Source organism: Luteimonas sp. A611 (assembly GCF_054072715.1).
The window spans coordinates 1-832 of record NZ_JBSVRP010000018.1 but is presented as its reverse complement, the minus strand read 5'-3'; the positions used below and the strand labels follow the sequence as shown (position 1 = coordinate 832).

1 protein-coding gene is annotated in these 832 nt (G+C 67.1%); it reads left to right on the top strand.

The window, feature by feature from the left end; translation table 11 throughout:
- Positions 1–218 precede the first annotated feature (218 nt).
- Positions 219–832: IS110 family transposase (locus ACW5EG_RS17050; protein WP_457022491.1), on the top strand; the 614-nt coding region annotated here is incomplete at its 3' end.

The window sequence follows — 832 nt, the reverse complement described above, 5'->3', positions numbered from 1 at the left end:
CTAACGCCTTATGTCTTGAGTTTCCCCTACCGTAGGCGCCGAGAGCCCGACGTGCGCGCCCGATAACGCCTCGGTGTCAGACCACCGTAATTCAGCAGGGGCCGCACGCCGGATCTCGCGCCCTGCGCCCGAACAGTTGATCGAGGTTTCCCTCGAACTGATAAGCGTGGGCCTCGGGCGCGATGCTCTCGGCCAATCAACTGTAGCGGAGAACGAACATGTCAGCAGCAGGGATCGATGTGAGCAAGGCCAGCCTGGATTTGGCCGTGGATGGGCAGCCGCGCGTGCTCCGGTTCGCCAACAATCGGGCGGACATCGCCAAGCTGGTCAAGCGACTGCAGGCGCTTGGGGCCACGCAGATCGTGGTCGAAGCCACCGGCGGCTACGAGGAGCCACTGCTCGAGGCCTGCTGCGATGCCGGTCTGTGGATTGCCCGGGTCAACCCTCGCCAGGCCCGCGCCTTCGCCAACGCCACCGGCGAGCTGGCCAAGACCGACGACATCGACGCCCGGATCCTGGCGCTCATGGCCCGGCTGTTCGCCGACCGCCTGCGCCCCTACCTCGCACCGCCGCCCTGGCAACGCGAGCTGCGTGATTGGCTGCGCCGCCGCTGCCAGGTGGTCGTCCTGCTTCAGGCCCAGAAGCAGCAGGCGGCGATGGCGCCTGCTTCGGTCCACAAGCTTGCAGCGCGCACCATTGCCGCCCTGGTCAGAGAGCTTGCCGCGATCGAGAAGACGATGAAGGCCTTGATCCAGGCGCACGCCACGCCCGCGCTACGCTCGAGCAAGGGTCTTGGACCCGTGTTCCAGGCCACCGCTCTCGCGCTGCTGCC